At 60.6% G+C, this 22,786-nt stretch carries 25 protein-coding genes; 13 read left to right on the top strand and 12 right to left on the bottom strand.

Translation table 11 applies throughout. The annotated features are described in order from the left end of the window. Nucleotides 1-5 precede the first annotated feature (5 nt). Nucleotides 6-521 (bottom strand): winged helix-turn-helix transcriptional regulator, encoded by a 516-nt coding sequence (locus ACLP2E_RS12875; RefSeq protein WP_442463218.1) that lies wholly within the window; start codon nucleotides 519-521, stop codon nucleotides 6-8. A 112-nt stretch (nucleotides 522-633) separates the two neighbouring features. Between ACLP2E_RS12875 and ACLP2E_RS12870 the strand changes: the two genes are divergently transcribed. Beyond that, complete coding sequence (locus ACLP2E_RS12870) at nucleotides 634-1,092, top strand: MaoC family dehydratase (protein WP_442463219.1); 459 nt, start codon at nucleotides 634-636, stop codon at nucleotides 1,090-1,092. Nucleotides 1,093-1,185: 93 nt separating this feature from the next. Further along, complete coding sequence (locus ACLP2E_RS12865) at nucleotides 1,186-1,974, top strand: SDR family NAD(P)-dependent oxidoreductase (RefSeq protein WP_442466162.1); 789 nt, start codon at nucleotides 1,186-1,188, stop codon at nucleotides 1,972-1,974. A 177-nt stretch (nucleotides 1,975-2,151) separates the two neighbouring features. Here the strand turns inward: ACLP2E_RS12865 and ACLP2E_RS12860 are convergent, their stop codons facing one another. Together ACLP2E_RS12860 and ACLP2E_RS12855 are read right to left on the bottom strand one after the other, a co-directional pair. Beyond that, on the bottom strand, nucleotides 2,152-2,967 hold the full coding sequence (locus tag ACLP2E_RS12860; RefSeq protein ID WP_442466161.1) for a LuxR C-terminal-related transcriptional regulator: 816 nt from the start codon (nucleotides 2,965-2,967) through the stop codon (nucleotides 2,152-2,154). A 652-nt stretch (nucleotides 2,968-3,619) separates the two neighbouring features. After that, on the bottom strand, nucleotides 3,620-4,510 hold the full coding sequence (locus ACLP2E_RS12855; RefSeq protein ID WP_442463222.1) for a LysR family transcriptional regulator: 891 nt from the start codon (nucleotides 4,508-4,510) through the stop codon (nucleotides 3,620-3,622). A 107-nt stretch (nucleotides 4,511-4,617) separates the two neighbouring features. On the opposite strand from ACLP2E_RS12855, the gene msrA reads away from it, so the two are divergent. From msrA to ACLP2E_RS12840, 3 genes are all read left to right on the top strand, one after another. Then, on the top strand, nucleotides 4,618-5,268 hold the full coding sequence (gene msrA / locus ACLP2E_RS12850; protein WP_442463223.1) for a peptide-methionine (S)-S-oxide reductase MsrA: 651 nt from the start codon (nucleotides 4,618-4,620) through the stop codon (nucleotides 5,266-5,268). Between the two features lie 28 nt (nucleotides 5,269-5,296). Then, a complete protein-coding gene (locus tag ACLP2E_RS12845; RefSeq protein ID WP_442463224.1) occupies nucleotides 5,297-5,830 on the top strand; it encodes a TIGR00645 family protein in 534 nt (177 codons plus the stop codon). A gap of 62 nt (nucleotides 5,831-5,892) precedes the next feature. After that, the gene (locus tag ACLP2E_RS12840; RefSeq protein WP_442463225.1) at nucleotides 5,893-6,243 is read left to right on the top strand and encodes a RidA family protein; all 351 of its coding nucleotides are present in this window, start codon (nucleotides 5,893-5,895) and stop codon (nucleotides 6,241-6,243) included. A 28-nt stretch (nucleotides 6,244-6,271) separates the two neighbouring features. Here the strand turns inward: ACLP2E_RS12840 and ACLP2E_RS12835 are convergent, their stop codons facing one another. Together ACLP2E_RS12835 and ACLP2E_RS12830 are read right to left on the bottom strand one after the other, a co-directional pair. Continuing rightward, complete coding sequence (locus ACLP2E_RS12835; protein ID WP_442466160.1) at nucleotides 6,272-7,078, bottom strand: HesA/MoeB/ThiF family protein; 807 nt, start codon at nucleotides 7,076-7,078, stop codon at nucleotides 6,272-6,274. Then, the gene (locus tag ACLP2E_RS12830) at nucleotides 7,075-7,671 is read right to left on the bottom strand and encodes a 2-hydroxychromene-2-carboxylate isomerase (RefSeq protein WP_442466159.1); all 597 of its coding nucleotides are present in this window, start codon (nucleotides 7,669-7,671) and stop codon (nucleotides 7,075-7,077) included. The genes ACLP2E_RS12835 and ACLP2E_RS12830 overlap by 4 nt, the downstream gene beginning before the upstream one ends. 190 nt (nucleotides 7,672-7,861) lie before the next feature. Between ACLP2E_RS12830 and ACLP2E_RS12825 the strand changes: the two genes are divergently transcribed. Together ACLP2E_RS12825 and ACLP2E_RS12820 are read left to right on the top strand one after the other, a co-directional pair. Continuing rightward, entirely contained in the window at nucleotides 7,862-8,524 is a 663-nt protein-coding gene (locus ACLP2E_RS12825; RefSeq protein ID WP_442466158.1) for a phosphatase PAP2 family protein, read from the top strand. Nucleotides 8,525-8,536: 12 nt separating this feature from the next. Next, a complete protein-coding gene (locus ACLP2E_RS12820) occupies nucleotides 8,537-9,736 on the top strand; it encodes a urate hydroxylase PuuD (RefSeq protein ID WP_442463229.1) in 1,200 nt (399 codons plus the stop codon). Nucleotides 9,737-9,797: 61 nt separating this feature from the next. On the opposite strand, the gene ACLP2E_RS12815 is transcribed toward ACLP2E_RS12820, so the two are convergent. The 3 genes from ACLP2E_RS12815 to ACLP2E_RS12805 all read right to left on the bottom strand — a co-directional run bounded on the left by ACLP2E_RS12815 (nucleotide 9,798) and on the right by ACLP2E_RS12805 (nucleotide 12,665). Further along, nucleotides 9,798-11,231 (bottom strand): hypothetical protein, encoded by a 1,434-nt coding sequence (locus tag ACLP2E_RS12815; protein WP_442466157.1) that lies wholly within the window; start codon nucleotides 11,229-11,231, stop codon nucleotides 9,798-9,800. An 81-nt stretch (nucleotides 11,232-11,312) separates the two neighbouring features. After that, entirely contained in the window at nucleotides 11,313-11,936 is a 624-nt protein-coding gene (locus ACLP2E_RS12810; protein WP_442463231.1) for a c-type cytochrome, read from the bottom strand. Nucleotides 11,937-11,996: 60 nt separating this feature from the next. Further along, nucleotides 11,997-12,665, bottom strand: a complete 669-nt coding sequence (locus ACLP2E_RS12805; RefSeq protein ID WP_442466156.1) for a c-type cytochrome — start codon at nucleotides 12,663-12,665, stop codon at nucleotides 11,997-11,999. A 639-nt stretch (nucleotides 12,666-13,304) separates the two neighbouring features. On the opposite strand from ACLP2E_RS12805, the gene ACLP2E_RS12800 reads away from it, so the two are divergent. Both ACLP2E_RS12800 and ACLP2E_RS12795 read left to right on the top strand, forming a co-directional pair. Beyond that, nucleotides 13,305-13,955 carry a c-type cytochrome gene (locus ACLP2E_RS12800; RefSeq protein WP_442463233.1) on the top strand — a complete coding sequence of 217 codons (651 nt, stop codon included), beginning with the start codon at nucleotides 13,305-13,307 and terminating at the stop codon, nucleotides 13,953-13,955. A 273-nt stretch (nucleotides 13,956-14,228) separates the two neighbouring features. Beyond that, the gene (locus ACLP2E_RS12795) at nucleotides 14,229-14,801 is read left to right on the top strand and encodes an acyloxyacyl hydrolase (RefSeq protein WP_442463234.1); all 573 of its coding nucleotides are present in this window, start codon (nucleotides 14,229-14,231) and stop codon (nucleotides 14,799-14,801) included. Between the two features lie 149 nt (nucleotides 14,802-14,950). On the opposite strand, the gene ACLP2E_RS12790 is transcribed toward ACLP2E_RS12795, so the two are convergent. After that, nucleotides 14,951-15,607 carry a glutathione S-transferase family protein gene (locus ACLP2E_RS12790; protein ID WP_442466155.1) on the bottom strand — a complete coding sequence of 219 codons (657 nt, stop codon included), beginning with the start codon at nucleotides 15,605-15,607 and terminating at the stop codon, nucleotides 14,951-14,953. A 271-nt stretch (nucleotides 15,608-15,878) separates the two neighbouring features. Between ACLP2E_RS12790 and ACLP2E_RS12785 the strand changes: the two genes are divergently transcribed. After that, the gene (locus tag ACLP2E_RS12785; protein ID WP_442464069.1) at nucleotides 15,879-17,096 is read left to right on the top strand and encodes a polyhydroxyalkanoate depolymerase; all 1,218 of its coding nucleotides are present in this window, start codon (nucleotides 15,879-15,881) and stop codon (nucleotides 17,094-17,096) included. A 30-nt stretch (nucleotides 17,097-17,126) separates the two neighbouring features. Here ACLP2E_RS12785 and ACLP2E_RS12780 read toward each other — a convergent pair whose 3' ends face one another. Beyond that, complete coding sequence (locus ACLP2E_RS12780) at nucleotides 17,127-18,686, bottom strand: acetyl-CoA hydrolase/transferase family protein (protein ID WP_442466154.1); 1,560 nt, start codon at nucleotides 18,684-18,686, stop codon at nucleotides 17,127-17,129. Between the two features lie 465 nt (nucleotides 18,687-19,151). Between ACLP2E_RS12780 and ACLP2E_RS12775 the strand changes: the two genes are divergently transcribed. The 3 genes from ACLP2E_RS12775 (at nucleotide 19,152) to ACLP2E_RS12765 (ending at nucleotide 21,579) form a co-directional block, all read left to right on the top strand. Then, on the top strand, nucleotides 19,152-19,475 hold the full coding sequence (locus ACLP2E_RS12775) for a polyhydroxyalkanoic acid system family protein (protein ID WP_442464063.1): 324 nt from the start codon (nucleotides 19,152-19,154) through the stop codon (nucleotides 19,473-19,475). Between the two features lie 19 nt (nucleotides 19,476-19,494). Then, a complete protein-coding gene (locus tag ACLP2E_RS12770; RefSeq protein ID WP_442466153.1) occupies nucleotides 19,495-19,890 on the top strand; it encodes a very short patch repair endonuclease in 396 nt (131 codons plus the stop codon). Nucleotides 19,891-19,962: 72 nt separating this feature from the next. Next, the gene (locus tag ACLP2E_RS12765; RefSeq protein WP_442466152.1) at nucleotides 19,963-21,579 is read left to right on the top strand and encodes a fumarate hydratase; all 1,617 of its coding nucleotides are present in this window, start codon (nucleotides 19,963-19,965) and stop codon (nucleotides 21,577-21,579) included. 118 nt (nucleotides 21,580-21,697) lie between these two features. On the opposite strand, the gene ACLP2E_RS12760 is transcribed toward ACLP2E_RS12765, so the two are convergent. After that, entirely contained in the window at nucleotides 21,698-22,006 is a 309-nt protein-coding gene (locus ACLP2E_RS12760; RefSeq protein WP_442464066.1) for a hypothetical protein, read from the bottom strand. Then, nucleotides 22,006-22,770, bottom strand: coding sequence for a VOC family protein (locus ACLP2E_RS12755; RefSeq protein ID WP_442466151.1), 765 nt, complete (start codon nucleotides 22,768-22,770; stop codon nucleotides 22,006-22,008). The genes ACLP2E_RS12760 and ACLP2E_RS12755 overlap by 1 nt, the downstream gene beginning before the upstream one ends. Between the last annotated feature and the right edge of the window lie 16 nt (nucleotides 22,771-22,786).

Genomic DNA, 22,786 nt, shown 5'->3' with positions numbered 1-22,786 from the left:
CCGTTTCATTCCGCTGCTCTGTCGCCAGGATGACCGCCGTCTTTTTTTCGAGCATAAAACCGGCGGACCCTCTCGCTTGCCGCGGGACCCGCCGCATATCTGAAACCGGATTGGTCGATGGGGCGACCGCTCACGCCGTCAATCAACAAGGGTTCGGCTTCCAGACCGGTTTCGGCGTCGACCACGATCACGCTCTTGCCTTCCGGTGCGAAATGCCGATTTCCCCATGCCAGAAGGGAAACGACGACCGACCGGAAATCGCGTCCTCGTTCCGTCAATATATATTCGTGTCGTGGCGGGCGTTGCTGATAGACGCGCCGTTCCAGCAGGCCCGCGTCGACCAGCGCATTGAGCCGCCTTGTCAGCATGTTTGGCGCAATTCCGAGACTTTTTTGAAACTCGTCGAAGCGCGTCAAGCCATTGAGGGCGTCACGCATGATGAGAATGCTCCACCATTCGCCGACGTGCTCAAGGCCGCGGGCGATCGGACATTGCATGTCGGCAAAACTCTTGCGCTTCATCTGCAATCCATCCGCGCTTGCGCATTCTCAGTCGTCATCCGTATATTGGATGGGTAGCTATTATAATGCAAGTAAGCGCCGGGGCGTTGACGCGCCGAAAAAGGGGCGGATCATGACAGATGCGGTTTTGGAGGCTCTTTATCTCGACGACCTGTTTCCCGGCCAGCGCTTAGCCAGCGCAAGTCATGAGATCGACGCCGATCAGATCAAGGCTTTCGCCCGTCAGTTCGATCCGCAGCCCTTCCATCTCGACGAGCAGGAGGCGCAGAACACGTTTTTTGGCGGTCTGGCCGCCAGCGGATGGCATGTCGCGGCGATCACCATGAAGCTTCTGGTCGGGGATGGGGCGCCGATCGCCGGCGGAATGATCGGGGCCGGGGGCGAGATCGCCTGGCCCAATCCGACCAGGCCCGGCGATGTGCTGAGCGTGAATAGCGAAGTTCTTGAGATCAAGCCGTCGCGTTCGCGGCCGGATCGGGGAATGGTTACCCTGCGCAGCGAAACGCGCAATCAGCGCGGCGAATTAGCCCAGCTTTTCACGGCAAGGCTGGTCGTGCCGCGTCGCGGCTAGAGCTTTTTCCGATTCGACCGATCCGCTCGCAGGCTCTAAAAAGACCCGAACAGGAAGTCTTTGCGCCTTAACTTTAACGGAGAGGAGCTCGACATGGCCGACAATCGTCTCAAGACCGTTTTGATCACCGGAGCCTCCTCCGGCATTGGCGCCGCCTACGCGCAGCGGTTCGCGCGGCGCGGGCACGACCTCGTGCTTGTCGCCCGCAACCGCGAGCGCATGGAAGCCGCCGCCGCGCGCCTGCGCTCCGGGGCTGGCGTCGCCGTTGACGTCCTGGCCGCCGATCTCACTTCGCGCGCAGAACTGGCCGCCGTCGAGGCGCGGCTGCGCGACGACCGCCGCATCGGCGTGCTGGTGAACAACGCCGGCGCGGCTTTAAAGAGCGGTTTCGCGGCCGCCGACCTTGACGAACTGGAACGGCTCATCCGGCTTAATGTAATCGCGGTGACGCGTCTGGCGGGCGCGGTCGCTCCGCGCTTCGTCGCCGAGGGACGCGGCGCGATCGTCAATATCTCCTCGGTTGTCGCGCTCGCGCCTGAGATCATGCCGGGCGTCTATGCGGCGACCAAGAGCTATGTCCTCACCTTGTCGCAATCGCTCCAGGCCGAACTCGGCCCCCAGGGCGTCTATGTCCAGGCGGTGCTTCCCGCCGCGACTCGCACCGAGATATTCGAACGCTCCGGACTTTCGACGGACGCGATCCCGGTGATGATGGATGTCGGGGAACTGGTCGACGCAGCGCTCGTTGGTTTCGACCGCGAGGAAGCCGTCACCGTTCCTCCGCTGCCGGAGCTTGGCCAATGGGAGAATTTCGCGGCGGCGCGAAAGGCGATGTTGCCGAATTTCCGGCAGGAACACGCCGCGGCGCGCTATCGGGCGTAAGGGATGGCGGAAAAAGACCGGCAATTGCGAGGGATCAGCGCCGATGCTGCGGTCGGCGAGCGCCTGAAGCGCTATCGTGGGGCGGTTGCCGCTTTGATCCGCACGATTTCTTGAACAGAACCATCTGAACGTCGTTCAGCGGGCTTTCGTCTTTAAATCTTCAGGCAGCCGAAGCCTTCAAATGCGCGCTCTCAACTTCCCCACCGTCCCATCCTCGACGGACTGGGAGCCTCCGGTAAGCCCGAGGCGGCTCATGTCGATCAATTCGACGCTCTTGACGGCGACATCGGTGCGGTTCGTGGCATGAAGCTTTTTCATGATTTGCCGCAAGTGCACTTTGACGGTGCCCTCGCTTATATTGAGTTCATAGGCGATCACCTTGTTGGCCTTGCCCTGGCGGACCGCCTGGATCACCTCCATTTCACGGGTGGTGATGCCGCTCACCGAAGCATGCTCGGACGAGGCTTGCTGCGCCTTCTTGGCCGCGAGCAGACATTCCGGCGGCACATAGGTTCCGCCAGCGGCGACGAATCGCAAGGCTTGCACGAAAATATCAAATCCTGCGCCCATCGATATGTAGCCGTTAGCCCCCTGGCGGAGGGCGGTCAAAGCATCGTTCAAGTCGTCGGTTTTGGCTAGAACAATAGATCGCATTGACGGATCGAGATCGCTCAGCAGCGCAATTTCCGCTTCCGCCTCCTCCTCGGTAAGCGAGACGACGGACAGCACCACCAGAGAAGCGCGTTGCTCGGTTTGAACCTTCGTCAACTCTGAGAGGCTCGAGCACGTATCGATCCTGCTCAGCGAATAACCGCCCATGCTTTTCTGTAAGCATTCACGAAAAAATATATTTCGCTCAACGATTAAAACAGCAAAACCTGTATCTTTGTTGGTATTAGCTATAGCATTACTAGTTTCATTTTCTTTATCAGAAAATGTCAGCACCTGACACTTGGTTGTGTCGCCGATGGCTAATCGAGACGGCCGTGACATCATCTTCCTCCTTATCATATACACATGATAGGGTACGTTACAGGAGCTAACGATACCCTATCAAAACACAAAACGCGGCAGCCAGGCGACCAAATTGTCAGGAGAGGTTAACGCAGCGTTGTCATTGATAAACTTAAGCCTTTAAGCGACTAGTTCTCTGTTGCATCGTTCAAGGGCGCCCCCAGATCTTCAAGAGCCAATTTTAAGAACTGAACAACGGCGCATCAATAGTTCGAGGTGCGATCACGCAATGCTAACATCAGCCGCACGTGCTGATATTGCCCCGCCAACGCCGGCTCAAATTTCCATGCGACAAATCCCCCCATCGGCGACCCGTACCTCTTTGGCTCCCCTTTTGGCCAAATAGGCAGAACATTTGATCGAAAGAAGTACATCCTTGATAAAATGTCAGCTTTTTGGCCGATTACAAGAGATCGGAGGAGAGTATAAACACGTAGAGCTTAGCCGGAGAGTTCGATCGGGCTGTCGTTCGGATAGGCTTCCTGCCGTTCCACCCGCGGTCGGCGATCAAGAAACCAAGACGCCGCCGCCCGTCGTGAGCTGACGCACCCTGGTTTTTTCAGCTACGCCTGTGGCGTCTTTGGATGGCCTGCGGTCGCTTACGCGGACGTCGAGGTTTTGTCCTCATCGCTCAAAACCGCCAGAGCGGGACGTTGGCGACGAGGAAATCGCGGAACGCCTGCAGGCGCGCGACATTCTTCATTTCTTCCGGATAGGCCAGCCAGCAATTGAGCACCGGCATTTCCGCGCCCAGATCGAGCCGCGACAGCGGGGAATTCTCGTTGACGATATAATCGGGCAGGATGCCGACGCCGCCGCCTTTCTCGATCACTTGCAGCATGGCGAAAATATTGTTGATCGAGATCGACGGGACGCGCTGGTTTTTCGCGTCCCGTCCAAGGGTCAGAAGCAGATTGAGATTTTTCAGATAGGGTGCGCCGGCGACGCCGAAGGCGACAATGCGATGCGCGTCGAGATCCTCCGCCAATTTAGGACGGCCGTAATTCTGGAGATAGGCGCGCGAAGCATAGGGGGAATAATGGATCGAGAACAGCTTTCGGCGGATGAGGTCCGGCTGTGTCGGCTCACGCAGGCGCAACGCGATGTCGGCCTCGCGCATCGAAAGGTCCAATTCGTCCTCTGTCAGGATGACGGTCAGGTCGACATCAGGATAAAGCTCGCGGAATTCGGTGAGGCGCGGGGCCAGCCAGGCGGCGCCAAAGCCGGTATTGGCGGTGACCTTCAACTCGCCATGCGGTTTCTCTCGCGAATCCGACAGGCGCAGGCGGGCGCCTTCCAGCTTGCCCATGACCTCCTGCACGGTGCGAAACAGCATTTCACCTTGTTCGGTCAGCAAAAGCCCCCGTGCATGGCGATGGAACAGCGAAGTCTTGAGATCATATTCCAGCGCCGCGACCTGCCGGCTGACCGCCGACTGGCTGAGATGCAAAGTTGCGCCGGCATGGGTGAAGGAGCCGGCGGCGGCGGCGGCGTGAAAAATGCGCAGCTTGTCCCAGTCCATCCGGCCCCCGAAGATCGTTAGAACCGTTCTTATACCGCGAAAAAATCAAAAAAACCTCGCCTATCGCGCCGCTCGTCCCCAAATGAGCGGTAACTCAGGAGGCTTCGATGTTTTCCATCCGCAAGAAGCTGCAAATCCCATCGGCCGCCGAAGCTCTGGCCGGCCGGTCGGAAAGACTCGTCACCGCGAAAAACCATTTCGTCAACGGTCGTCCGCTAGCGCCACCCTATCCGGAAGGTTTCGAGCGCGTGCTGTTCGGCATGGGCTGTTTCTGGGGGGCCGAACGCAAATTCTGGCAGGCCGGCGAAGGCGTCCATGTCACGGCCGTCGGCTATGCCGGGGGCGCCACGCCCAATCCGACCTACGAGGAAGTCTGCTCCGGCATGACTGGCCATGCGGAGGTCGTGCAGGTCGTTTATGACCCCAAGAAGATTTCTTTCGCCCGATTGCTGGCGCTGTTCTGGGAATCGCACGATCCGACCGCGGGCATGCGCCAGGGCAATGACGTCGGCACGCAATATCGCTCCGCCATTTATACGACGACCGAGGCGCAACTGGCGGCGGCGGAGCAGTCGAAGGCGGCCTATCAGGCGGCGCTGGCCGAGCATCACTATGGGCCGATCACCACGGAAATCCGGCCGGCGGCGGAATTTTACTTTGCCGAATCCTACCACCAGCAATATCTTGCCAAGAATCCGGCGGGCTATTGCGGCCTCGGCGGCAGCGGCGTCGCCTGTCCCATCGGTCTCGACGTGTGACGGCCTGTTTCGGGATACGAGGTTGAGCATGAATTCCAGCAACAAGTTCGTCATCTCGATGGAAAATGTGCTTTTCGCCAGCCGCTGGCTGTTGGCGCCGTTTTTCTTCGCCTTGGCGCTCAGCCTTACGGTCCTGCTGCTCAAGACCGGCCAGCATGTCTTTCATCTCGTCGAAACCGCCTTCGGTTCGACGGAATCGGATGTCGTGCTTGAAGTATTAGGGCTGATCGACCTCTGCCTGACCGGCTCGCTGGTGGTGCTGGTGATCTTCTCCGGCTATGAGAATTTCGTTTCGCGCACCGACCCGGGGCGCAACAAGTCCTGGCCGGAATGGATGGCGAGCATCGATTTCGGCGGGCTGAAGCTGAAGCTCATCTCCTCCATCGTCGCCATTTCCGGCATCCAGACGCTCCGCAGTTTCATGGAGATCCAGAACGAGAGCGACCGCTCATTGATGTGGAGCGTCGGCATTCATCTCGCCTTCGTCCTCTCGGCCTTGCTCCTGGCCCTGAGCGAGAGACTCAGCCATAGCCCAAGCCCCGCGGGGGAGGCCGAGCATTAACGCTGCCTTGCGCGGCGCGCAGCGATGGTCTATCGCGGCGCGGAACAGCGAAAGGCTAAAAAATGTCTCTGAAAAGATTGCATCCCGGCAAGCGCATGAGCCAGGGCGTCTTGCTCGGCAATTCGATTTTTCTCGCCGGTCAGGTCGCGGACAAGACAGCCGGCCGTTCGGTTGGCGAACAGACGGCGGAAATCCTCGGCCAGATCGACGCTTTGCTCGCCGAAGCGGGCAGCGACAAGACCAAGATCCTGATGGCCACGATTTATCTCGCCGATATTTCGACCTTCTCCGAAATGAACGCCGAATGGGACAAATGGGTCGTCGAAGGCGAAACTCCGGCCCGCGCCACGGTCGAGGCCAAACTGGTCGCGCCGGAATACAAGGTGGAGATCGTCATCGTCGCGGTGAGTTGATTTTGGGGAAGAATTGGCGCGCTTCCCCTCATTCGGCGTTTTTCGCTCCCCGGCCGTTCAGCGGATTGTCCTCGTCCCAACCATAGGTCAGCGTTTCGAAACGCATGGCGGCGAGGTCGAACAAGGCCAGCCGCCCCACCATGGACTGGCCGAAGCCGACGATTTCCCGCACTACTTCCAGCGCCATCAGCGAGCCGACCATCCCGGTCAGGGCGCCCAGCACGCCCGCCTCGGCGCAGGTCGGCAGGGCGCCAGGCGGCGGCTTTTTCGGGAACAGGCAGCGATAGGTGGGATTGGGCCTGCCATCCGGCCCTTTCTCGAAAGGCCGCAACGTGGTGAGCGAGCCGTCGAACTGTCCGACCGCCGCCGTCACCAGCGGCTTTTTTGCATGGAAACAGGCGTCGGAAACGATATAGCGGGTGTCGAAATTGTCCGAGCCGTCGGCGACGACGTCGCAGTCCTCGATCAGGGCGCGAACATTGTCCGCCGTCAGCCGCACCGCCTGGGCGATCACCCGGACATGCGGATTGAGACGGGCCAAGGCTTCCGCCGCGACTTCCGCCTTGGGTCTGCCGAGATCGGCCTCGCCGAACAGGACCTGGCGCTGCAGATTCGACAGCGACACGGCGTCGTCGTCGATCACCGTCACCCGCCCGATTCCCGCCGCCGCGAGATAAAGCAGCAGCGGCGCGCCAAGGCCGCCGGCGCCGATGACGCCGACCCGCGCCGCTTTCAGCTTGCGCTGGCCCGGTCCGCCAATGTCGCGCAGCACGATATGACGGGCGTAGCGTTCGACCTCCTCGGCCGATAATTCGGGCAGAACCACGCCGGTCATCGCTCGCCTTTCGCCCAGGCGACGGCCTGTTCCAGCCGGTCGTCGCCCCAGAATATTTCGCCGTCCCCGGCGACGAAGCTCGGGGCGCCGAACAGGCCGAGCCTTTGCGCCGTCGCCGTCTCCTCGCGCAACATCGCGCGAACGGCGTCGGATTTCGCCTTTTCGAAAATTTCCGCCGCCGGCAGGCCGAGGCGCAAAAGCAACTCGCCGAGCAGGGATTCGTCGGCGATGTTCCGGCCCTCACCGAACTCCGCCAGATAGACGGCGCGGCTGAATTCCGGTCTCCGGTCCTCCGGAACCGCCAGAGCCACTCTCGCCGCGAGCAAAGAATTTTGCGGAAACGGCTCAGGCGGGCGGAACGTCAGCCCGCGTTGGCCGCAGATGCGCTCCAGGTCGCGCAACATGTATCGCCCCTTGGCCGGATAGAGATTGAACGGCGAGGTGTTCCATCCCTGCGCCACGAAGATCGGGCCCAGCAGGAAAGGCCGCCAGCGCAGGCGCACGCCCGAAGCCTCGGCGACGGATTGGCAGCGCATCGCCGCGAGATAGGAATAGGTGCTGGCGAACTCATACCAGAAATCGAGCTGGGCCATTCTCGCTCCTGCTGCCGCACGGTCAGCCATTTTCCTGCGGCGAATCCTCGAAAGCAACCGAGTTCTACCGCGAAAACCGGCGCAGCGCCTGCGCAAATCTTTTCGCGTCAGCGCTTCCGCGGGAGGCAAGCTCGACCGGGGGCCAAAACTTGTCTAGAGCATCCCAATTACGCCACAGGAAGCGCCCGCCGTGCCAACGTCAAAAATGCTGATCGTGACCCTTGTCGCCACCCTGGCCTGCCTGGCCTTGTTTGCGCTCTGGCCCGATCTCGATCTCCTGGCGGCGCGTTTCTTCTACGACGCCGGCCATTTCGTCGGCCGCGGTCCGGCCGGCGAAATCGGGCGACGTTTCTTCTACGACGCCCCCTATGTGCTGCTGGCCCTGCTGCTCGTCGCCTATGTAGCCCACCGTTTCGGTTGTTCGCGGCGCGGCCCGGACGGTCGCGCGGTAATCTTCCTGCTCGCTTCCCTCGCGCTGGGGCCGGGCCTGCTGGTCAATGGCCTGCTGAAGGAAGTCTCCCACCGCCCCCGCCCGGAACAGACTCTTGAATTCGGCGGCTCCTGGCGCTTTCGCCCTTACGAGACCTTCGACGGCGAATGCCGGAGAAACTGCTCCTTCGTCTCCGGCGAAGTCGCGACTTCCGCCTGGACTCTGGCGCCGGCGCTGCTGGCGCCGCCGCCCTTGCGCGCCCTTGCGGTCGGCGCGGCGCTGGTCTTCACGGCGACCACCGCCGCCCTGCGCATGGCCTTCGGTGGGCATTACCTGTCCGACACGGTCTTTGCCGCGCTGTTCACCTTTCTTATCATCCTGATACTCCATCGCTGGTATCTTCGCGGACTGAGCGAGCCATAGAGAGACGAAGCCATGGCGCTGATTTCCCTGCTGACGGACGACGCCACGATCCTGTTGCGCTGGTTGCATGTGGTCGCCGCCATGGTCTGGGTCGGCTCGGCCTTCGCTCTGGCGCGTCTCGATCTGGCCATGCGCCCTCGAGGCAAAGACCCGAGGCCACAGATCCTGCTGCTTCACGCCGGCGGAATCTTTCGATTCTGCCGCGCCGAAAATGTCGACGATTTCGAGCGGGCGGTTCATTTCAAGTGGGAGGCCTATGCGACCTGGGCCAGCGGCTTCGCTCTGCTGTGCCTGATTTTCTGCGCGGCGCCGGAACTTTATCTAATCGATCCAGCGCTTTGGGACGCGCCGTCCTGGGCGGCGATCGCCGTCGCGCTCGGCCTGCTGCCTGCCGCCTGGCTGGCCTATGATCTTTTATGCAAGAAAAGCGGGTTGAGCGGCGACGCCCTGCTCGGCGCGCTCTTCGTCTTCGCTGCCGCTTTGGGCTTTCTGCTGACCCATCTTTTTGCCGGGCGGGCCGCCTATCCCCTGCTCGGCGCGCTGCTCGCGACGATCATGACCGCCAATATCGCCCATGTCATCGTTCCGGCGCAGAAGCGACGGTTCGCCGCGTTGCGCGCCGGCCAGAAGTGCGACGCGGACGACGTGGGAGTCGCCGCGACGCGAGCGCTGCATAATCAATATCTGGCCTTGCCGGTGGTGTTCTTCATGCTGTCGAGTCACGCGCCGCTGGTTTTCGCCGGTCCGCACAATGGCGCCGCCGCCGCGCTGTTTCTGGCGGCGGGCTTTCTGATCCGGCGTTCCTTTCTCAAGCGGGCGCGCGGGCTGGGCTCCGACTGGAGAATTTTTCGCGCGGCTGCGGTCTGTCTCGTTCTAGGCCTGCTGCTTTCCGCGCCCTTCGAGCAGCAGCGCGAAAAGGCGGCGGCGCATTCCGCCGGCGAGGCCATCGCCCTCGTGCTGCATCCCGGCGATCGGGCGGCGCGAGCCATCGTCGAACAGCATTGCGTCGCCTGTCACGCGCCGGCGCATTCCGGCCTTTTCCGCGCGGCGGCGGGGCTGGATTTCTCGACCGGCGCCCAGGTGACGAAACACCGCGCGGAAATCCTGCGCGCCGCCGTTTATTCCCGCGCCATGCCGCCGCCGGGCGTAGCGCCTCCTCTCGACGAGGACGAGCGCCTCACCCTTCTTCGCTGGGCGCAGGCGGCGCCCTGAAAAGCAAAACGACCGCTCGAAGGCGGTCGTTTAAAATATTTTGCCCTATGTGCGCACGCTCTCAGAACATGGAGAGGGCATAAACAAAAAGGGTGTTGTTGTTGTTGGCGTTGCGGCAGTAGGGGCAATTGGTCGGATCGATATTCGTCGCGCTGCCATCGAACTTGGTGAACAAGGTATAGGATACGCCGAGCCGAGTATTGAACCACGGCCAGAGGTCGGGGCCGCCATGCGAGAAGGGCAGATAGGCGAGATCGAAGATCCAGCCGGACGAATTGGGCGACATGAACGCATTTTGACTGAAGATGACCGCATCCGGGCTGCCGGTGATTTGGAAATAGGTCGCCGTGAACGCGTAGGTGTTGTTGTAGACGTATTCAGCCCCGATCTTCAGGCTTCGCAGATAGTCCGTCGGGTTGGCGCTAAAGCCTTGTGCAAAACTCGAATTGAGAAGCTGGCGCTCCCAGATATAATTGGCGCGAATGGTGACGGCGTGGACATCGGTGATCCATTGATATTGCGAATCGAAGCCGGCGTCGTACATGTTGTCGGTGCCGAAGCCGTATGAATAGGCGGGAGTGACATTGGCGTTCATGCCATAGGCGCCGATCATGAACGAATGGTCGCCCCAGTTCTGTTCCATGGCGACCCGGTAATAGGGCGCCAGGCCGCTGATCGCCGGACCGACCGACGAACCCGGAATGCCGAGAGTCAACTGTGCTTTCGGCGTCAAAGAGCCATAGGCGCTCAGTTCCGCATACCAGGTGTCATTGACGAAAAGATAGCCGCCGCCGCCCAGCGTCTGGCCGGGGCCGAACGACTGGATCATCGTGTTGGCGACCGGCGAAAGCGAGAAGGCCGATGTGATGAAGGGCGAACTCCAGACCGGCGTGGTGTTCCACACATCCTGCATCGTGGGGACGTCGTTGGCGGTCAGGCCCCAGAGCACGTCGTGATTGTAGAATTTGAAGCTGTCGGCATAGCGGATGTCGGAATTGTCGATTGCGAAATCACGGCTGGAGCTGTTGCTGAAGGTCGCTTGAACCATGCCGCCGAGATTGCCGTAGATTCTGCCGCCGTAGAAAATGGCAATCTGCTGGGCGAGATCGACGTAGTTATTCACGCCGTTGAAGCCGCCGCCGGGCGGGGAGGAGTAATTTCCCGTCGGCGCGGTGAGACCAACATTATAATGAGTATATCCCGATTGCAGCATGAAGGAGAGCTGCGGGAGATCCCTGGTGTCGCCGCCTCCGGCCGTGTAGCCGCCCAGTTTGAAACGGCGGCCGAAAGGCGTCAGCTGCGGAAAGGCCGTGTGACAGGTCGAACAGGTCTGGCCGGTCTGGCGGGCGAAGGCGGGAATGGCGGCGGCCTTGTCGGCTACGCCGCAATTGACGACCAGAGCGAGAAGCAAGGCGGACGGCGCCGCGCCCCAAAAAGCCGTGGCCCGGCGGACGCCGGCAAGGACAGCTTTGGTGAGATCAATCATTCCGACCATGCGATCGGTCCTCCTCAATGTCTCCCAAGGGAGCGCGTTTTTTCAACCCTGCGTAACGATTGCCGTCGACTCGAGCGAATTTTACTCGATAAAACTCAGATACGAGGCGAGCGCCTCGATTTCATTCGCGGACAATGCGCGCGCAACTTGCGGCATAGGCGCCGCCGCTGCGTGGTAACCTTCGTTCCACTGCTCAAGCCGTCTTTTCAAATAATAGTAGGACAGGCCGCCCAGACGAGGAATATCGCGAATCCCTTCGGCGTTCGGGCCGTGGCAGACGGTGCAGGTGACGATATTCGTCTCCGCGATCCCCTCCTGGTAGATCTGTCTGCCAGCCGCCACCAGGTCTCTGTTGCCGTCTTCGGCGGCGCGGGGCGGCTGCGCCGAAAAATAAGCGGCCAGATCACGCGCCGCGCTGGGACCGAGATCTCCGACGGCGTTCCACATATATTTCTTTGAATTCGGATTGTCGCGGATATGCTCGTGGAAGGCGCCAATCTCTTTTTCGATGTAACTCGTTCTTTGGCCGGCCAATCGCGGCGCCGTCGAAAATCCCTGCGCCGAATTGACGCCGTGGCACCAGGTGCAATTCTTGGGAAGGGGTTCGTCCGGAAAAATCCGACCGGGCGGAGTTTGCGCGAAAAGCGGGCCGGCGGAGCAGAAAAACAGCGCCAGGGCCGCAATTCCAGAGCTGATGTGCTTCATGATCCAGTTCTCTCGCGCGGGGCGCATTCATCAAGGCAAAGGCTTCGTCAGCCGAACGGCTTACCTGAGATTGCTGACATAGGCGGCGATCGCGGAAACCTGCGACGGGGTCAGATTATGCGCGGTCGGCGACATGATGGCTGAAATGTCCTTGGCGGAGCCTTGCCCGCGTTCCTTGCTCCAACTCGACAAGGTTTTGACCGTATACCAGTAGAGCTGACCCGCCAGACGCGGAATCTGGTTTTGCCCCTTGCCATCCGGGCCGTGACACGCCGAACAGGCCGGAACATTGGCTTCCGGCAGCCCTGTCTCAAAAATGCTTTTTCCCAAAGCGAGCGATCCGCCCGGCGCGCCGCCAAAGGGCGGCGGATTCATCGATTTGAAATGCTCGGCAAGGGCTTTGATCATCCCGGGCGTCAACCCGTGCGTCACGTTGACCATGACAGGGTTCAACCGTCGACGCTCGGTAAAGGCGCGCAGCTGGTTCTCGACATATTCGGGCTGCTGTCCCGCCAGCCGCGGCATGACGACATAACCACGATATCCTTCCGCCGAAAGCCCGTGGCAGGTTTGGCAATATTCCACTTTGGCGTGAAATCCCTGCGGGGAGCCGCCGCCGCCTTCGTCGGCGGCATGACCTATAGCGGTGAAGGCGAAGGCAAAGACTGCCGATTGCAACGCCAATCGTAAACCATTAGCCCTCATGATTATCGCCTCCACGATTTCCATTTTGTATCGCCGCGCGGCCGCGATCTGAAAACTTCAGCCGAACAGGTCTCTTTATTATCGCTCTTTTCCATCCTTGCTCGGGCGAGACAGGGGCGAATCACCGAGGGGGAGTTCGAGCATTTTGCAATTCGTATAAGCTTCATTGCGGGATAACAACTCTCCGCCCGCTGTTTTCAAGCCAATCGCGCCGTTTTACTTGCCAACTGTGCTTTTGGCGCATCAGTTGCGGCAAATTGTCGCTAGCCAAAAGTCTAAATACGCCTCCAGCAAAAGATGCTCGGCCTGGCCGGCGACGGCGCGATTCAAGCCCCGGGGACCATTTCTTGCGACGAATCGTCAAACAGGGCCCGCGATTAGCCTGCGCCCCGGAGTTCAAAAGCGTTTTCCGTTGGCGAGGGGCGATCTTGCCGTGTAACAATAAGCGGCTACTGTTGAGTCGGCTCGCGCCTTGCGTTAAAAAATTATACTTATTCGCGGGGCGACTTCCTGGGACGCCGCGTCGTAAATCGGCCAGTTGAACGGCGGCGGCATGGTATAACGGCAGGCGCGCTTTCTATCGGCGAAGCGAGCCTTAATCCGACCTTTCTCGGTCGGCGCGCCATCGCAAGGGCGGCGCGAAATAATGACTGGAGGGAGAGCATGAAAACCATTGGCTTCAGGACGCTGTCGCACGCCGCCATTCTCGCCCTTCTTTTCAGCGCAGGCGCCCGCGCCGAAGAAAAAGCTTCGGGCTCCGTTTCGGAGCAGGAACTTCAGGCCAAGCTATCCTATTGCCAAACCTGTCATGGGGTTTCGGCGCAAGGTTTTCGCGGTTCTGCTCCCATGCCGAGACTCGCCGGGCAGCAACCGGAATATATTGAGAACCAGCTCAAGGCCTTCATCGAGCGCAGGCGAACCAACCCCGTCATGAACAATGTCGCTCATGTCTTGAGCCCGGCGATGGTCGCCGCCCTGGCGGCGCATTTCAATAGTTTCGACCCGCCGCCGCTGGGCGGCGCGCCGAAGGATCTCGTGCCCATGGGCAAGAAAATCTTCGAGGAGGGGATTCCCAGCGCCGAAGTTCCGCCCTGCGCGTCCTGTCACGGCGAAGACGCGAAGGGGAATGGCGCCTTTCCGCGCTTGGCGGGCCAACTCAACGACTACATTATCAGGAAGATCACGAACTGGAACAAGGAGCGCGGGCTCGATCCTTCCAAACCGGACACCTCGGCGATGATGGAGCCTTTTACCCATAAGCTGACCCCCGAGCAACTCGCCGCCGTCGCTGCTTATGTCAGCTATCTCAAGTAAGGCGGCCGAGGCGCGAACCTTTCCTTCAACAGGTTCGATCAACCCTTGGCGCCGAGGCGCGCCGTCAAGCGCATCGAGTGAAGCGGGTCGGTAGGGATTCGCTGTCTAATCCTTCGATTTCGGCCAGTTTGGTTTTGGCCGCCTTGGACTGTTGCGTAAACTCCTCGCCAGCGAAACAATCGCCCGGAAGATCGTTTACAAATGGCCGATCTGGCCCTATCGACGTCGGCAGCGCCCGCGCCGGCGAGTCTCACGAAACAGGTTTGGCCAGCAATGAAGCTTTTGTTCCAGGCCGGCTTTTTTCTTGTCCTGGCGACGGTCGAAGCCGGGGCCGCCGATCTCTCTCCTTTTGGCGCGCTGGGCGAGGCGCCGCCGCCGGCGCCGTTCGAGTTGCGCATTGGCGCTTTCGCACATGATCCGCTAAGTCCGGAGGCGAGCTCGGCCGATCTCAATGCCGAGCTTTTGTTCACCAAATTCGCGACATCGCCCAATTATTTTTGGAATCTGCTCATTCCGCGACCGCAATTCGGCGTGACGATCAATTTCATTGGCAAGACGAGCAATGTCTACGGCGGCGTCACTTGGGACGTCGATGTTTATCGCGGTCTGTTCCTCGAAGCCTCGTTCGGCGGCGCCGCCAACGACGGCTATGGCGGCTTGATCGTTCCCGCCGGCCACAATCCCATGGGCTGCAACGTGTCGTTTCATGAGAACGCTTCGGTTGGCTATCATATTGACGCAAGATGGAGCGTCATGGGAACGATCGAGCATTATTCGAATAAAGGTCTTTGCGATCCCAATCGTGGGCTCACCAACTATGGCCTCCGGCTCGGCTACGCGTTTTGATGCTTTCTCTGCTTGAAGCGGGTCGCGGCCCCGGCGTCCGTTGGGATGCGATTGAATCGCAACAGACGTGTGATTGGCTGATTTCGCGGTGTTTTTGGATTTCGCGATGTTTTGGCGAAAAACCGGTGTCCACTTTTTGGTAGGTCGTCCTAAAATTCGACGTCGAGTTCTTCCATTTCGTCCGGCTCGATTTTCGCGGCCTCGGACCATTCGACCATCGGCGCCCAGTTGAGGATATGGTCGCGAAAGCCCGCGCATTCCGAGTCGAGCGGGACGTTATAGGTGGCGAAGCGCGAGGCGACCGGCGCGAACATGGCGTCGGCGAGCGTCGGCTTGGCGCCGAACAGGAAGGGGCCGCCATATTGGCTGAGGCAGTCGCGCCAGATGGCGCAGACGCGCTCGATATCGGGCTTGGCCCCCGTCCAGACCCGGAAGTTCGGGAAAAAGGCCTTGATGTTCATTGGCAGGGCCGAGCGCAGATTGCTGAAGCCGGAGTGCATTTCGCCGGAGACCGAGCGATTGTGGGTGCGCGCGGCGCGGTCGGCGGGCAGGATCCCGGCCTTTGGAAAAACCTCGTGGAGATATTCGGCCATCGCCAGAGTATCCCAGACATGCAGTCCCTGGTGATCGAGCGCCGGGGTGAGAAACGACGGCGACAACAGAAGAAGTTCGGCCCGCGCGCCGGGGTCGTCGATAGACTGGCGCATTTCTTCGAATTTAAGCCCGGCCATCTTGCAGAGCAACCAACCGCGCAGCGACCAGGACGAGTAATTCTTGCTGCTGATGGTTAAAACCGCATTGGCCATTTCGTCCGCTCCCAGTCCACCGCAAAATAGACCACTCATTCGCCGGTTCGCAATGCACAAATTTTGGACATTTCGTCGCGCATTGGCTCGGCGAAGCGGTTCAAATCGCCCGCAAGGCCAGTAATTCCCAGCGTTTCCCCCTGTCTGGATTTGTTCTTAGACCTTTAGCAGATTGTATGCGAGCATTATCTTGTCGTATTGGTTTAGGGTTGAAGCAACGCCAGTCGGCGCCGTCGGAGGGCGGGTGATTCGGGAATCCGGTGCGCGGGGGATGATGTACCAAGCCTATCAAGCCCAATCCGATCTGATGGCTCCGGTCAAGGCTTTTGCGCGCCTGGCGCTGCGGGTCCTCAACGGGCCTTATGCCGGCTTCAGCGAAAACGTTCTGGTGCGCAATCTTTCCGCCGCTTACGAAATGATCGACCGCGCCGGCCTGACCCATACCCGTCCGCCCTTCAGCGTGAAAAGCGTGCTGGTCGGCAATGAAGAGTCGCCGGTCACTGAAGAGGCGGCGCTGGCCACGCCTTTCGGCACTTTGCTGCATTTCAAGAAGGACATCGCCGTCAAGCAGCCGCGTGTGCTGGTGGTGGCGCCTTTATCCGGCCATTTCGCGACGCTGTTGCGTTCGACGGTGCAGACGCTTCTGGCCGATCACGATGTGTATATCACCGACTGGCACAATGGGCGCGACGTGAGCCTCGCCGACGGCGGCTTCGGCTTCGACGATTATGTAGCGCATATCATCCAGTTTCTCGAACATTTGGGCCCGGGCGCCCACGTCGTCGCGGTCTGCCAGCCTTGCGTCCAGGTTCTCGCCGCGGCCGCGATCATGGCCGAGGATTCCAATCCCGCCCAGCCCTATTCCATGACGCTGATGGCCGGACCGATCGACACGCGCATCAGCCCCACCAAGGTCAACCATCTGGCCAAGGAAAAACCGATAAGCTGGTTCGAGCAGAACCTGATCGGCCGTGTGCCTTTGCGCTACAAGGGCGCGCGGCGTCGCGTCTATCCCGGCTTTATCCAGCTTTCCGCCTTCATGGCGATGAATCTCGAACGGCATGTGAAGGCCCACGTCGACCTGTTCCACAATCTCGCCGGGGGCGAGACCGAAAAGGCCAATCAGACCAAGGCTTTTTACGACGAATATTTCGCCGTCCTCGATCTGCCGGCGGAATTTTATCTCGAAACCGTGCAATGGGTGTTTCAGGAACACCACCTGCCGCTCGGAAAAATGATGTTTCGCGGCCGGAAGGTCGATCCCCGTGCGATCCGCAAGACGGCGCTCCTGACCGTCGAGGGAGAGCGTGACGATATTTGCGCGGTCGGCCAGACCATGGCGGCGCACGACCTTGCCGCCAGTCTGAAGCCCTTCCGCAAGAGGCACCATCTGCAGGCGGGCGTCGGCCATTACGGCGTTTTCAGCGGCAAGAGATGGGAAAACCAGGTCTATCCCATCCTGCGCAACATGATCCTGCAGAACGACTGACGGCTGCTTGCTCCGCGCTCGCCTGCGGCCTTACTTCCAGGCGTCGGCCTGCACGACGCTGTCTTCCTTCCATGCGTCGCGCGCTTCGCGGTTGGCCTGCCAGTTCGGCAGGAAGGTGAAGGCCTCGTCGAGGATGTGCGGCGTGTGCTGTCCTGGCGAATAGCGCCGCGCGCGTTCGAAATATTCGGTCAGCGCCGGCTTGAAGATCGGATGGGCGCAATTTTCGATCACCACCTCGGCGCGTTTCTTCGGCGACAGGCCGCGCAAGTCGGCCAGACCCTGCTCGGTGACGACGACCTGCACGTCGTGCTCGGTGTGGTCGACATGGGTCACCATCGGCACAATGCAGGAAATCTGGCCGTTCTTGGCGCTGGACGGCGTCATGAAGATCGACAGCCAGGCGTTGCGGGCGAAATCGCCGGAGCCGCCGATGCCGTTCATGATGCTGGAGCCGCGAATATGGGTCGAATTGACGTTCCCATAAATGTCGGCCTCGATCAGTCCGTTCATCGCGATCACGCCGAGGCGGCGGATCACTTCCGGATGGTTTGATATCTCCTGCGGCCGCAACACGATCTTGTCGCGATATTTGGCCGCGTCGCGGTTGAATTCATGCGCCGCATCGGGGCTCAGCGACAAGGCTGTGGCCGAAGCGAAGGACATCTTGCCGGAGCGCAGGAGATTGAACATCCCGTCCTGCAGCACTTCGGTATAGGCGGTGAGGTTGTCGTAGGGCGCGCCCTGCAATTGCTCCATCACCGCGTTGGCGACATTGCCGACGCCCGATTGCAGCGGCAGGAGTTCCTTGGGCAGCCGCCCCATTTTGACTTCATGGCCGAAGAAGTCGAGAATGTGTTCGGCGATCAGGCGCGAATTTTCATCCGGCGGGCTGAAGGCCGAATTGCGGTCCGGCGCGTTCGTCTCGACAACGGCGATGATTTTCGCCGGGTCGCAGTGCAGGTAGGCGTCGCCGATGCGGTCGCTCGCCGTGACGATCGGAATCGGCTTGCGATGCGGCGGCAATTGCGTGCCGTAATAAACGTCGTGCATACCCTTCAGCGCGATATTCTGCCAAGAGTTGACTTCGAGAATGACCTTGCCGGCGCAGTCGAGCCAGGTCTTGTTGTTGCCGACGGAGGAAGAGGGGATCAGCGCGCCGTCCTCGCGGATCGCGGCGACCTCGACAATGGCGACGTCGAGTTTCCCCAAAAAGCCGCCCCAGACGAATTGCGCGACATGGGAAAGATGGATGTCGAGATATTCCATTTCGCCGGCGTTGATGCGCTTGCGGCAGGTCGGATCGGACTGGTAGGGCAGGCGCATCTCCATCCCGTCGACCTTGGCCAGGGCGCCGTCGAGTTCGGGCGCCGTCGAGGCGCCGGTCCAGACGCCGATGCGAAAAGTCTCGCCGCCAGCGTGCGCCGCGTTCATGCGCTCCGCCAAAGCCAACGGCACGACCTTCGGATAGCCGGCGCCGGTGAAGCCGGACATGCCGACGTTGGAGCCTTTGGGAATCAAGGCCGCCGCCTGCTGCGCCGTCATGATTTTAGAGCGAAGGGCCGGATTGCGGATGCGATTGGTTTCGGTCATGAGCTTCTCTTGTGTGCTCCCCCAGACGATCCGAATGAATTGGACGCAAACCCGTCATTTAGCTATGCGACAATGGAATGATGTTTTTGGCAAAATGGAGCGATCTGGTGTTTTTTCCGCGCAGGCTCTTGTGTGTCAGCCAAATGAAATGGCGAAATTTGTTGTTTTATAGTGATATTTTTCGTTTCTCTTGCGTGGGGAGACGCCGGGGCCGCGCAAATCAGGCATGTCGAAGACGCATGGCAAGAATCACTCTCGCGTCTGTTTCGGCTCTGGCGTTTTCAAGCGAAGGTCGTTACCGATTCCCTCTGCGCCCGGCTGAAGCCTTTTTCGAAACGATCGAATCGGGTCAGGGCTCCGAATTTTTGTATTCACGCGTTTTCTTTACCCGAACCGATCCCCACTTCGCTGGGACCGAAGGTCCGCGTTAGCGAAAACGCCATTGAAACACGTGGAGAATCTTGCATGGCCCATATCGTCACCGTCGACGTGCCGCACCAGCTCGGCGCCGAAGAAGCGAAGCGGCGCGTGGAGGCCGGCATAGAGGCGCTACAGCAGAAGTTCGCCCACAAGCTCGACGGTTTGCATATCGACTGGCAGGGGACTCATGCCGACGTCAATATGACCGTGATGAACTTTCCTTTGCGCGGCGGTTTGGATTTTCTGCCGGATTGCGTCCGGGTTTCGCTCGACCTGCCCTGGGCGCTGGCGCTGATCGCCGAGAAGACCAAGGGGATGATTTCCAGACACACTGGCGAAATGCTGCAATTGCCGCCGCCCAAGGCTTGAATCAAGGGCTGGTTCGAAAATGGATCGCTCCGCGGTCATGCGCGCCGTCAAGTGGCGCGACACCACGCCGGAGCTTTTTACGCGAAGGCTCCTGCATGGATTTGCGCCCGGCTATCGCCTGTGCCGGCGCGACCTGCCGGGCGCGCCGGACATCGCCTATATCGGCCGGAAAAAAGCGATTTTCGTCCACGGCTGTTTCTGGCACGGCCACGACTGCAAGCGCGGCGCGCGCATGCCGAAGACCAACGCCGAATACTGGCTTGAAAAAATCGCCAGAAACCGCGCCCGCGACGAAAAGCATCGCGCCGCCTATGACGCGATGGGCTGGGACGTGCTGACGGTGTGGGAATGCGAAACGCGCGACAGGCAAGCGCTGGCGGCAAGGTTGCGCGCCTTCGTGGGAACGGCGGATTAGTCCTTCGTTCGCTTGGAAAGCGCGCTAAAAAATCCTAGAAGGCCCCATCTTCCGCAAAATGGGACCGCCGCGATGAACGCTCCTTATGCTCCGCTCTTCCCCCTCGGCAAGGACGAGACGCCTTATCGCAAGCTTAGCGATCAGGGTGTGCGCGTTGAAAAATTCGACGGCGAGGAAATCCTGATCGTCGAGCCCGAGGCGATCCGCCTGCTCGCCGAAGCGGCGATGAGCGATATCAACCATCTGCTGCGCTCCGGCCATCTCGCGCAACTGAGAAAAATTCTCGACGATCCGGAAGCCACCGCCAACGACAAGTTCGTCGCTTTCGACCTCCTCAAAAACGCCAATATCGCCGCTGGCGGCGTTCTGCCGATGTGCCAGGACACCGGCACGGCCATCGTCATGGGCAAGAAGGGCCGCCGCGTCTTCACCAAGGGCGGCGACGAGGCCGCCCTGTCACAGGGCGTGATGGACGCCTATGAGAAGAAGAACCTGCGCTATTCGCAGCTCGCCCCTCTCTCGATGTTCGAGGAAAAGAACACGCGGACCAATCTCCCCGCCCAGATCGACATCTACGAAGAGGGCGAGGATTATTACAAGTTCCTGTTCATGGCCAAGGGCGGCGGCTCGGCCAACAAGACCTATCTGGTGCAGGGCGTGCCTTCAATGTTGAATCACGACCGGCTGCTCGAAGTGCTGAAGAAACAGATTCTCGGCCTCGGCACCGCCGCCTGCCCGCCCTATCATCTCGCCATCGTCATCGGCGGCCTGTCGGCGGAACTCAACCTGAAGACGGTGAAACTCGCTTCGGCGCGCTATCTCGACAACCTGCCGACCGAGGGTGGGGAAGACGCTCATGCCTTCCGCGACCTCAATCTCGAAGCCGAAATCCACAAGCTGACCCAGGACCTCGGCGTCGGCGCGCAATTCGGCGGCAAATATTTCTGCCATGACGTGCGGGTGATCCGCCTGCCGCGCCACGGCGCGTCGCTGCCGATCGGCATTGGCGTTTCCTGCTCGGCCGATCGCCAGGCGCTGGGAAAGATCACCCGCGACGGCGTGTTTTTAGAGGAACTGGAGCACGATCCGGCGAAATTCCTCCCCGTCGTCGACGAAGCGACGCTCGGCGGCGCCGTGGTCAAGATCGACCTCAACCAGCCGATGAAGGAAATTCTCAGCACGCTCAGCAAATATCCGGTGAAAACCCGGCTGTCGCTGACCGGCACGATCATCGTCGCGCGAGATCTCGCCCACGCCAAGATCCGCGAGCGGTTAGAGACCGGCGAGGCCATGCCGGATTATCTGAAAAACCATCCCGTCTATTACGCCGGCCCGGCGAAAACCCCGGCGGGTTACGCCTCGGGCTCGTTCGGCCCGACCACGGCTGGACGCATGGACGCCTATGTCGACGCCTTCCAGGCGGCCGGCGGCTCGATGGTGATGCTGGCCAAGGGCAATCGCTCAGGCGCCGTGACGGAAGCCTGCAAGAAGCACGGCGGCTTCTACCTCGGCTCAATTGGCGGCCCGGCGGCGCGCCTCGCCCAGGATTGCATCCGGAAAGTCGAGATCGTCGAATATCCCGAACTCGGCATGGAGGCGATCTGGAAGATCGAAGTGGAGAATTTCCCCGCCTTCATCGTCGTCGACGACAAGGGCAATGATTTTTTCAAGGAGCTGAACCTCTCCTGAGGTTTTGCGGGCAGGAGAATTTGAACTGGTGACTGGTGATCGACGGAGAGCGCGCCGCCCTGCATCGCACGTCGAAAATGCGACGCCTGATCCGGCTCCGGCGCGGCGCTTGAGCGCTTTAACGCCCCGAAGGAACGAGGATCTCGATCCGCACCCGGCCATTGGCTTTTCGCGTGACATGCGGCCCTTGCGTCTCCGGCGACTGAGCCTTGGCGGCCGCCTTCGCCTTGAGGGACTGGCGCGCGGGGCGTGAAAAATCTTCCCGCTCCGGAGCCCGCATGATCCTGTGCTCCCCCACGGCCGGACCGTAAGAGGCGAGGCAGCTATTATAGGCGTCGGCGTCCTTGAACTTTTCGCAAGGATCGGCGGCGGCCAAGGCCGCTTGCGGGCCGGCGACCAACGTCAGAAGCGCCAGGATGAAGCGCATCAACGCTTGGCGGCGACCAGCGAGAAAAACACGCCTTGCGGATCGAAAGCCTGCACGATCCAGGCGCCGCCGGGGACTTCCGTAGGCCCGTTGACGACTTTGCCGCCGCCCTTTTCGACCTTGGCGACCGCCTCGTCGAGCGCGGCCACGGTGAAGTAATAATTCCAGAAGGGAACCGGCATTTGTTCGGGCCGGCGCATGATGCCGCCGACGTCCAGGCCGTCGATGGCGAACAGCTGATAGACGCCCATCGGGCCCATATCCATCGCATTGCCGCGGGTCCAGCCAAACATCGTCGAATAAAAGGCGAAAGCCTGCTCGACATCGCCGGTATATAGTTCATGCCAGCCGACCCGGCCGAGCGACATGGGCGGCAATTCGGGATGGTCCTGGCCGCTGAGATCCTGCCACAGCGAGATTGCGGCGCCTTGCGGATCGGCCAGCACGGCGAAGCGGCCGATGCCCGGCAAGGTTTCGGCCGGACGATATGTTTTGCCGCCGGCGGCGACGACTTTTTCCACATCGGCGTCGACATTTTCCGAGCTGATATAGCCCATCCAGTGCGGTGGCGCGCCCATCGCCTTGGCCTCTTCCGGCAACAGCATCAACCCGGCGGCGCCATGGCCGCCATAGGAAAAAATGCGATAATCCCGGTCGGCCAGACCGGATGCGGCGACGGTCCAGCCGAGGACGTCGGTATAAAAAGCCTGCGCCGCCTCGACATCGCTCGTCAGCAGTTCAACCCAGCAAAATTTGCCAACCATGCTAACCTCCCAGAGA

Origin of the sequence: Rhodoblastus sp. (assembly GCF_052145335.1) — a bacterium.
Classification (GTDB): domain Bacteria; phylum Pseudomonadota; class Alphaproteobacteria; order Rhizobiales; family Beijerinckiaceae; genus Rhodoblastus.
Note: the sequence above shows the minus strand (reverse complement) of the source record. Positions and strands in the feature narration are given on the sequence as shown.

Coding starts and splice junctions, on each gene's coding strand:
- ACLP2E_RS12855 (WP_442463222.1), bottom strand. CDS start 4,510: ATGGACTGGGACAAGCTGCGCATTTTTCACGCCGCCGCCGCCGCCGGC.
- ACLP2E_RS12865 (WP_442466162.1), top strand. CDS start 1,186: ATGGCCGACAATCGTCTCAAGACCGTTTTGATCACCGGAGCCTCCTCC.
- ACLP2E_RS12800 (WP_442463233.1), top strand. CDS start 13,305: ATGAAAACCATTGGCTTCAGGACGCTGTCGCACGCCGCCATTCTCGCC.
- msrA (WP_442463223.1), top strand. CDS start 4,618: ATGTTTTCCATCCGCAAGAAGCTGCAAATCCCATCGGCCGCCGAAGCT.
- ACLP2E_RS12875 (WP_442463218.1), bottom strand. CDS start 521: ATGAAGCGCAAGAGTTTTGCCGACATGCAATGTCCGATCGCCCGCGGC.
- ACLP2E_RS12790 (WP_442466155.1), bottom strand. CDS start 15,607: ATGGCCAATGCGGTTTTAACCATCAGCAGCAAGAATTACTCGTCCTGG.
- ACLP2E_RS12840 (WP_442463225.1), top strand. CDS start 5,893: ATGTCTCTGAAAAGATTGCATCCCGGCAAGCGCATGAGCCAGGGCGTC.
- ACLP2E_RS12780 (WP_442466154.1), bottom strand. CDS start 18,686: ATGACCGAAACCAATCGCATCCGCAATCCGGCCCTTCGCTCTAAAATC.
- ACLP2E_RS12775 (WP_442464063.1), top strand. CDS start 19,152: ATGGCCCATATCGTCACCGTCGACGTGCCGCACCAGCTCGGCGCCGAA.
- ACLP2E_RS12845 (WP_442463224.1), top strand. CDS start 5,297: ATGAATTCCAGCAACAAGTTCGTCATCTCGATGGAAAATGTGCTTTTC.
- ACLP2E_RS12815 (WP_442466157.1), bottom strand. CDS start 11,231: ATGGTCGGAATGATTGATCTCACCAAAGCTGTCCTTGCCGGCGTCCGC.
- ACLP2E_RS12765 (WP_442466152.1), top strand. CDS start 19,963: ATGAACGCTCCTTATGCTCCGCTCTTCCCCCTCGGCAAGGACGAGACG.
- ACLP2E_RS12760 (WP_442464066.1), bottom strand. CDS start 22,006: ATGCGCTTCATCCTGGCGCTTCTGACGTTGGTCGCCGGCCCGCAAGCG.
- ACLP2E_RS12770 (WP_442466153.1), top strand. CDS start 19,495: ATGGATCGCTCCGCGGTCATGCGCGCCGTCAAGTGGCGCGACACCACG.
- ACLP2E_RS12830 (WP_442466159.1), bottom strand. CDS start 7,671: ATGGCCCAGCTCGATTTCTGGTATGAGTTCGCCAGCACCTATTCCTAT.
- ACLP2E_RS12795 (WP_442463234.1), top strand. CDS start 14,229: ATGAAGCTTTTGTTCCAGGCCGGCTTTTTTCTTGTCCTGGCGACGGTC.
- ACLP2E_RS12810 (WP_442463231.1), bottom strand. CDS start 11,936: ATGAAGCACATCAGCTCTGGAATTGCGGCCCTGGCGCTGTTTTTCTGC.
- ACLP2E_RS12860 (WP_442466161.1), bottom strand. CDS start 2,967: ATGTCACGGCCGTCTCGATTAGCCATCGGCGACACAACCAAGTGTCAG.
- ACLP2E_RS12820 (WP_442463229.1), top strand. CDS start 8,537: ATGGCGCTGATTTCCCTGCTGACGGACGACGCCACGATCCTGTTGCGC.
- ACLP2E_RS12870 (WP_442463219.1), top strand. CDS start 634: ATGACAGATGCGGTTTTGGAGGCTCTTTATCTCGACGACCTGTTTCCC.
- ACLP2E_RS12785 (WP_442464069.1), top strand. CDS start 15,879: ATGATGTACCAAGCCTATCAAGCCCAATCCGATCTGATGGCTCCGGTC.
- ACLP2E_RS12805 (WP_442466156.1), bottom strand. CDS start 12,665: ATGGAAATCGTGGAGGCGATAATCATGAGGGCTAATGGTTTACGATTG.
- ACLP2E_RS12835 (WP_442466160.1), bottom strand. CDS start 7,078: ATGACCGGCGTGGTTCTGCCCGAATTATCGGCCGAGGAGGTCGAACGC.
- ACLP2E_RS12755 (WP_442466151.1), bottom strand. CDS start 22,770: ATGGTTGGCAAATTTTGCTGGGTTGAACTGCTGACGAGCGATGTCGAG.